Genomic DNA, 6719 nt, shown 5'->3' on the forward strand with positions numbered 1-6719 from the left:
CCGGAAGCAACGTCTCGCGCAGCATCTCCAGCACTGCCGGCCCCCCGGTGCCGATCGTGTAGGTGTAGCCGAGGCCGCGCGCGCCCGAGGCCAGCGTCAGCTGGACGAATACGGTCTCCTGCGCGCGGAACGCCTGCATCGCGTCGGTGCGCGGTCGCTCGACCTCAAGCTCGCACAGCCACGCGTCCGCTCGGACGATCGGATCGGCGGTGGTCACGAGATCCTCCTGGCGTCGAGCAGCATCGACTGCTGCGGGTTGAGCGTGGGCATCGGCAGCCCCGCAACCGTGAGCACGCTGCCGTCGAGCTCGATGCCGTGCTCGGCGGCGGTAACCCAGGCCGGGTCCTGCGGCTCGTGTCGGCTGCCCATGCCGATCTCGGTACGAACCCGCAGCAGGTAGCGGGCCGCGGGGTCCAGGCCCGGCAGGCGCACGCGCCCGCTCTGCCCACGCGCACTGGTGGCCGAACGCGACCAGATCAGCACGGCGCGACTGCCGTCCTGCGCGACCACGCCGTGAAGCGCGGTGTGCTCATCGGCCAGATCGGCGTTGACGACTCGGCCCGTGTGCAACAGCGGCCGCAGTTCCTTGTAGAGGTCCACCCACGCCCGGATCGCCGTGAGGTCCTCAGGGTTCGCCGACGTGAGGTCCATCTCGATGCCGGCGTGCGCGATGAGAGCCGCCGTGAGCCGGTACGACAGGTCGGTGACCCTCGACGTGGTGTGTGAGCGCGCGGCGCCGAGATGAGACCCGATCAGCTCGGGCGGCAGCAGCATCCGGGTCCAGCGCTCGATCTCGGTGCGCTCCACGGGATCGTTGCAGTCGGACGCCCACGCGCGATCGGTGTGATCGAGGATGCCGAGGTCGATCCGCCCGCCACCACCGGAGCAGGTCTCGATCTCCAACCCGGGGTGCCGTTCGCGCAGCTCGTCGAACATCCGGTACAGCGCGAGCGTCTGCTCGCGCACGAGTGGCCGCTCTCCAGTGCCGCGACGTCCCACCGCCTCGAGCAGATCCCGGTTGTGATCCCACTTCAGGTAGTCGATCGCGTAGTCGCTGATCAGGGTGCTGACGCGTTCGAGCAGGTAGTCGTAGGCATCCGGGCGTCCGATATCGAGCACGTACTGGTTCCGAGCACTCGGGCCGAGCCGCTCGAAGGGCCCCAGCACCCAGTCGGGGTGCGCGCGGGCCAGGTCGGAGTCGAGGCTGATCATCTCTGGCTCGAACCAGAGCCCGAACTGCATGTCGTGTGAGCGGACCACCTCGGCCAGCGGCGCGAGCCCCTGTGGCCAGACGTCACGGTCGACCGTCCAGTCACCGAGGCCGGCATTGTCGGCCCGGCGCCCCTGGAACCAGCCGTCGTCGAGGACCACGCGCTCGATCCCGATCTCGGCCGCCCGCTCGACCAGGGTGGTCAGCGTGGCGAGGTCATGGTCGAAGTACACGGCCTCCCACGTGTTGAGCACGAGCGGTCGCGGCGTGCTCGGGTGCGTCGCCCGCGCACGCAACCGTTGATGCAGGCGGTGTGCCACGCCGTCGAGCCCGGCCCCGGACCAGGTGAGCACGGCCGTCGGGGCCTCGTACCGCTCACCCGGTGCGAGCAGGACCTCGCCGGGGTGGAGCAGCTCGCCGGCGCCGAGGACCGCCGAGAACGCACCGGCACCTTCGGGAAGTCGTTCGAGGAGGTATTCGGCTTCGCCGCTCCAGGCCAGGTGGACGGCCCACACCTCACCGGTGCCGAAGCCGAAGCCGGGCGTCCCCGCCGCGAGCAGGAACGGCGAGTCGTGACCGGGCTTGCCGCGGTGCGCTCGGCGCGTGTAGGTGCCATCGCGCACCGGTCCGCGCTGGGGCGAGCGCTCGCGGCACCACTTGCCGGTGAAGTCGAGCATCTCGGTGGCGCGGTCGGGGAGTGGCATGAGGGCGCGGAGCCCGCCGAGTGCGTACGCGCAGGCACCGGAACCCGTGCGCTCGATCGTCATGTCGATGGTGAGCACGCCGAACTGGTCCAACGCGAAGGTGACCTCATCACGGAAGCCGGCCACGTCGTCGTTCATCACGATCGAGACTCGACCACCGCCGCCGGCGTCGATCTGTGCCGTGCACGAGATGACCTCGGGGCGAGGCGTGGTGGCCGTACCCGCGGCGTGACCACTCTGCGCCGGCGTGCCGGACCAGCCGTCGCGCTCCGTGGCCCAGATCGTCAGCCCGCGCGGAGTGTCCGGGGCGTTGTTGAGCACGGCCGGAGCGCTGCTGCCGAGCAGATCGGCCCACGGTTGCGGCGCGGGTCCGAGGTCGGCACCCCAGTGCAGCACCGACGGCACCGGGCCGGTGGTGTCGATCGCGATCGCCGTGCCCGCTGCCCTGAGTGTGAGAACTCCGACGTCCTCGTTGGCCATGACTCTCCTCGCCGTATTATTTGACGGCGTTAATAAACCAGGTCTACGCTCATCCCGCAACCACCACCCGGTACTGGCGCCGAGCCGGATGCCACACGCTCCAGGTGGGCCGTCGATGGTGCGGACACCGCAGAAGAGGGACCCGATCGATGACGTTCAAGGACCACGTGAGAGCCTCATGGCTCCCCGAGGAGGGCTGCTGATGGTCGCCGCATCCTCCGGCGCGGTACCCGTGGCCGGCACCCGGGAACGCGCCACCGGCAAGGGCTGGCGCGCCGCGCGTCACAGCTGGCGGCAGCACTGGGAGCTCTACCTGCTGATGCTCGTGCCGCTCGCCTGGTTCGTCATCTTCAAGTACGTGCCGATGTCGAACGCGGTGCTGGCGTTCAAGGACTACCACGTGCTCGAGGGGGTCTGGGGCAGTCCCTGGGTCGGCCTCAAGCACTTCCAGGCGTTCATCGACAACCCGGTCGCCCTGACGCTCGTCAAGAACACGTTCTTCCTGTCCGGATACGTGCTGCTCGCCAGCTTCCCGATCCCGATCATCCTCGCGCTCGCGCTCAACGAGGTCCGCCAAGGCATCTTCCGCAAGAGCGTGCAGATGGTCACCTACGCGCCGTACTTCATCTCCACGGTCGTGGTCGTCTCGATGACGATCCTGGTGCTGTCGCCGCAGCTCGGGTTCGTCAGCGACGCGCTCGGCGTGATCGGTGTGCCGATGCCCGATCTGCTCGGCCGAGCCGAGTACTTCCGGCACATCTACGTGTGGAGCGACGTCTGGCAGACCGCCGGGTACTCGGCGGTGATCTACCTGGCCGCGCTCGCCGGCATCGACCCGGGCCTGTACGAGGCGGCGCGCGTCGATGGCGCCTCTCGGCTGCAGCGGATCCGCCACGTCGACATCCCGAGCATCATGCCGACCGCCGTGATCATCCTGATCCTGGGCGTCGGCAACGTGATGGCGATCGGGTTCGAAAAGGCGTTCCTGCTCCAGAACCCGCTGAACCTGGGCACCTCGGAGATCATCGCGACCTACGTCTACAAGGTTGGCCTGCTCAATGCGAACTTCAGCATGGCGACGGCGGTGGGGCTGTTCAACTCGGTCGTCAACCTCGTGCTGTTGCTGCTGGTCAACGTGGTGGCGAAGCGAGTGACGGGGAACGGGCTGTGGTGACCGCGATGACGCAGGTGCCGACGGCCGAGCCGCAGCGCTCCGACACGAGGCCACCCCGCAGGCCGCGCCGGATGCGCGAGTCGGGCGGCGACCGCGTGTTCTTGTCCCTCGTCTACGTGCTGCTGACGATCGCGCTGCTGGCCGTGCTTGTCCCGCTGATCTACATCCTGGCGAGTTCCTTCAGCGACCCGCTCGCCGTGAGTGCCGGGCGGGTGTTCTTGTGGCCGGTCGACTTCACGCTGCGCGGGTACGAGACCGTGCTGGGCGACCCACAGATCCTCACCGGCTACGCCAATTCGATCTTCTACGCGGTGGTCGGCACGCTGATCAGCGTCACGCTCACGGTCGCGATCGCCTACCCACTCTCGCGCAAGGATCTGTTCGGGCGCAACGTCATCACGATGTTGATCGTCTTCACGATGCTGTTCTCGGGCGGTCTGATCCCGACGTACCTCGTGGTGCAGTCGCTCGGCATGCTCGACACCCGCTGGGCGTTGGTGATCCCGCAGGCGATCGGCGTCTGGCAGGTGATCATCGCGCGGTCCTTCTTCCGCTCCTCGATCCCGGACGAGCTCACCGAGGCGGCACAGCTCGACGGCGCCCGCCCGTTGCGAGTGCTGTGGTCGATCGTGCTGCCGCTGTCGAAGCCGCTGCTGGCGGTGATCGCCCTCATGTACGCGATCTACCAGTGGAACTCCTACTTCGACGCGCTGCTCTACATCCGTGACTCAGATCTGCAGCCGCTTCAGATCGTGCTGCGCAACATCCTCATCCTCAACGGATCCAGCGGCGGCATGAGCGCCATCGACGCGGTCGAGCGACAACAGCTGGCGAACCTCGTCAAGTTCTCCCTGATCGTCGTCTCGACCGTGCCAGTACTGGCCATCTACCCGTTCGTCGCGCGCCACTTCAACAAGGGCGTGATGGTCGGGTCGGTGAAGGGATGAGACCGAGATTCCGGCCGCGCGCCCGCACGGCAGGACCCCACGGCCGCTGAGCGGCCAACTTTGAAGGTAGCGAGTAGAGAGGCTCGACATGCCCGTGATCACCAGAAGGCGAACGGCGACGGCGGTGCTCGCCGCAGCCAGCCTCCTCGCCGTCGCTGCATGCAGCGGTGGCCAGGACGACCAGTCGGACCCCGAGGGTCCCACCACGCTGACCATCTTCACGATGGAGAACACCGATCAGGACCTGGACACCAACAGGTTCACCGAGTACGTCCGGGAGGAGCTCGGCATCGAGCTCGAGTTCCAGACGACGACCTATGACGGCACGGCGGCCGGCGAGGCACGGCAGATCTCCCTCGCGAGCGGTGACCTGCCCGATGTGTACGCCCTCGTCTCCTGGGTCAACCAGTTCAGCCAGACCGAGCTGCTCAATCTCGGTAGCCAAGGCGTGCTGCAGCCGCTCAACGATCTCATCGCCGAGCACGCGCCCAACATCTCGCAGGCCTTCGCCGATCACCCCGAGCTCGAGGCGCTGGCCACCGCCCCGGATGGCAACATCTACGGCCTCCCGCAGTGGAACGACTGCTTCCACTGCACCTACCAGGCCAAGCTGTGGCTCAACACCGAGTGGCTCGACACCCTCGGCCTGGAGATGCCGACCACGACCGAGGAGATGCGCGAGGTCCTCGAGGCGTTCGTCACGCAGGATCCGAACGGCAACGGTCAAGCGGACGAGATCGGGATCGGCGGTGCCGTACAGATCGCGGACGTGATCCCGTACTTCATGAACGCGTTCGCCTACGATCCGCTCGGCGGCGAGACCACCACACTGTCGTTGGCGCTGGATGGCGACCAGGTCGTCACGCAGGCGACCACCGAGGAGTGGCGTGAGGGGCTGGAGTACATCGCCGGCCTGTACGCCGACGGCCTGATCGACCAGTCCTCCTTCACGCAGAACGCCGAGGCGCTGCAGGCCAAGGGCAACAACGCTGACGCCCCGCTGCTCGGTGGCTGCACCGCGCTGCACCCGGCGATCTGCGTCGAGCTCAGCGACGAGAACACCCGCCACACCGCCTACGACGCGGTACCTCCGTTGACCGGCCCGAACGGCGCGCAGTACACCACGTACAACTTCCCGAGCACCCCGGGCGCGATGTGGGCCATCACGGCCACGGCGTCCGAGGCCGAGCAGATCGCTGCCATCATGCTGGCGGACCTGCTCTACACGGTCGAGGGCCGCAACCTCGGTCAGTTCGGGCTCGAGGATGTCGCTTGGCGGCTGCCCGAGGCCGATGAGGTGGCACTCGACCCGGAGCTGGAGCCGATCGTGGCTCTGATCCCGGCCGACGCAGACAACCCGGACAGCGTCAACGGCGCATGGGGCTCGAGCGCCCAGCTGTACGCGCCGGCCGAATGGCGCAACGCCGAGGTGCAGCCGGAGGACCCGTACCTGGTGAGCGGCTACGAGCGGCGGCTCTTCGAGGCCACGCAGCTCTACGCCGACCACGTGCCGCAGGACATGGTCTTCCCGTACTGGCGAGTCTGGGTGGACGGCTCGCTCTCGGGAGAGCTCGCCACGCTGCAGACCAACATCTCCAGCTACATCGACCAGACGAACGTCGAGTTCATCACCGGTCAGCGGGACATCACCGACGACGCCGCGTGGGACGCCTACGTGCAAGGCTTCGAGGGTCTCGGGCTGTCGCGCTACGTGGAGATCTACCAGACCTCCTACGACGCCAGCGCGGCCGGCTGACCTGCGACCACCCGACCAGAGGACACCGAGATGACCAGCACGCCCCGCCGCATCCTGCGGTTCGAGCAGCCCGCGACTCGATGGATGCAGGCGCTCCCCGTCGGCAACGGCCGGCTCGGCGGCATGGTGTTCGGCGACCCCGCCCGCGAGCGGATCGCGCTGAACCTCGACACCCTCTGGTCGGGTGGCCCGCACGGCAGCGGCGTGACCGACGGCCCCAGCACGGTCGCCGAGGTGCGCCGGCAGCTGCTGGAGGAACGGGACGCGATCGCTGCAGGCGAGGCCTCCCTCGCCATGCAGGGACCGGACCCGGAGTCCTACCAGCCCCTCGGCGACCTGCTCATCGAGCAGGAGCAGGTCGCCGACCGGGACAGCTACGGGCGTGAGCTCGACCTGTCGACCGGGGTGGCGTCGTCGACCATCACCACCCCGCGTGGGTGGCGCCGCC

The 6719-nt window shown here is 68.2% G+C and carries 5 protein-coding genes and 1 pseudogene; 4 read left to right on the plus strand and 2 right to left on the minus strand.

What is annotated here, in order from left to right; genetic code table 11:
* Together ACOJSN_RS12755 and ACOJSN_RS12760 are read right to left on the minus strand one after the other, a co-directional pair.
* Window positions 1–217, minus strand: a pseudogene (locus tag ACOJSN_RS12755) (mandelate racemase/muconate lactonizing enzyme family protein); the annotation flags it as partial.
* Complete coding sequence (locus ACOJSN_RS12760) at window positions 214–2394, minus strand: alpha-galactosidase (RefSeq protein WP_420112877.1); 2181 nt, start codon at window positions 2392–2394, stop codon at window positions 214–216. The gene ACOJSN_RS12760 and the pseudogene ACOJSN_RS12755, both read right to left, overlap by 4 nt.
* A 178-nt stretch (window positions 2395–2572) precedes the next feature.
* On the opposite strand from ACOJSN_RS12760, the gene ACOJSN_RS12765 reads away from it, so the two are divergent.
* The 4 genes from ACOJSN_RS12765 to ACOJSN_RS12780 all read left to right on the plus strand — a co-directional run.
* Window positions 2573–3568, plus strand: a complete 996-nt coding sequence (locus ACOJSN_RS12765; protein ID WP_420112878.1) for an ABC transporter permease — start codon at window positions 2573–2575, stop codon at window positions 3566–3568.
* Window positions 3569–3573: 5 nt separating this feature from the next.
* Complete coding sequence (locus ACOJSN_RS12770) at window positions 3574–4515, plus strand: carbohydrate ABC transporter permease (RefSeq protein ID WP_420112879.1); 942 nt, start codon at window positions 3574–3576, stop codon at window positions 4513–4515.
* An 88-nt stretch (window positions 4516–4603) separates the two neighbouring features.
* Window positions 4604–6271: an ABC transporter substrate-binding protein gene (locus ACOJSN_RS12775; RefSeq protein WP_420112880.1), complete on the plus strand. Its 1668-nt coding sequence runs from the start codon at window positions 4604–4606 to the stop codon at window positions 6269–6271.
* A gap of 30 nt (window positions 6272–6301) precedes the next feature.
* A partial coding sequence (locus ACOJSN_RS12780) for a glycoside hydrolase N-terminal domain-containing protein (RefSeq protein WP_420112881.1) occupies window positions 6302–6719 on the plus strand: 418 nt, incomplete at its 3' end.

It is taken from the genome of Pseudactinotalea sp. (genome assembly GCF_048594945.1).
GTDB lineage: Bacteria > Actinomycetota > Actinomycetes > Actinomycetales > Beutenbergiaceae > Pseudactinotalea.

Excerpts from the sequence above, each read along its gene's own strand:
- ACOJSN_RS12765 (WP_420112878.1), top strand. The coding sequence starts at position 2,573 with ATGGCTCCCCGAGGAGGGCTGCTGATGGTCGCCGCATCCTCCGGCGCG.
- ACOJSN_RS12775 (WP_420112880.1), top strand. The coding sequence starts at position 4,604 with ATGCCCGTGATCACCAGAAGGCGAACGGCGACGGCGGTGCTCGCCGCA.
- ACOJSN_RS12760 (WP_420112877.1), bottom strand. The coding sequence starts at position 2,394 with ATGGCCAACGAGGACGTCGGAGTTCTCACACTCAGGGCAGCGGGCACG.
- ACOJSN_RS12770 (WP_420112879.1), top strand. The coding sequence starts at position 3,574 with ATGACGCAGGTGCCGACGGCCGAGCCGCAGCGCTCCGACACGAGGCCA.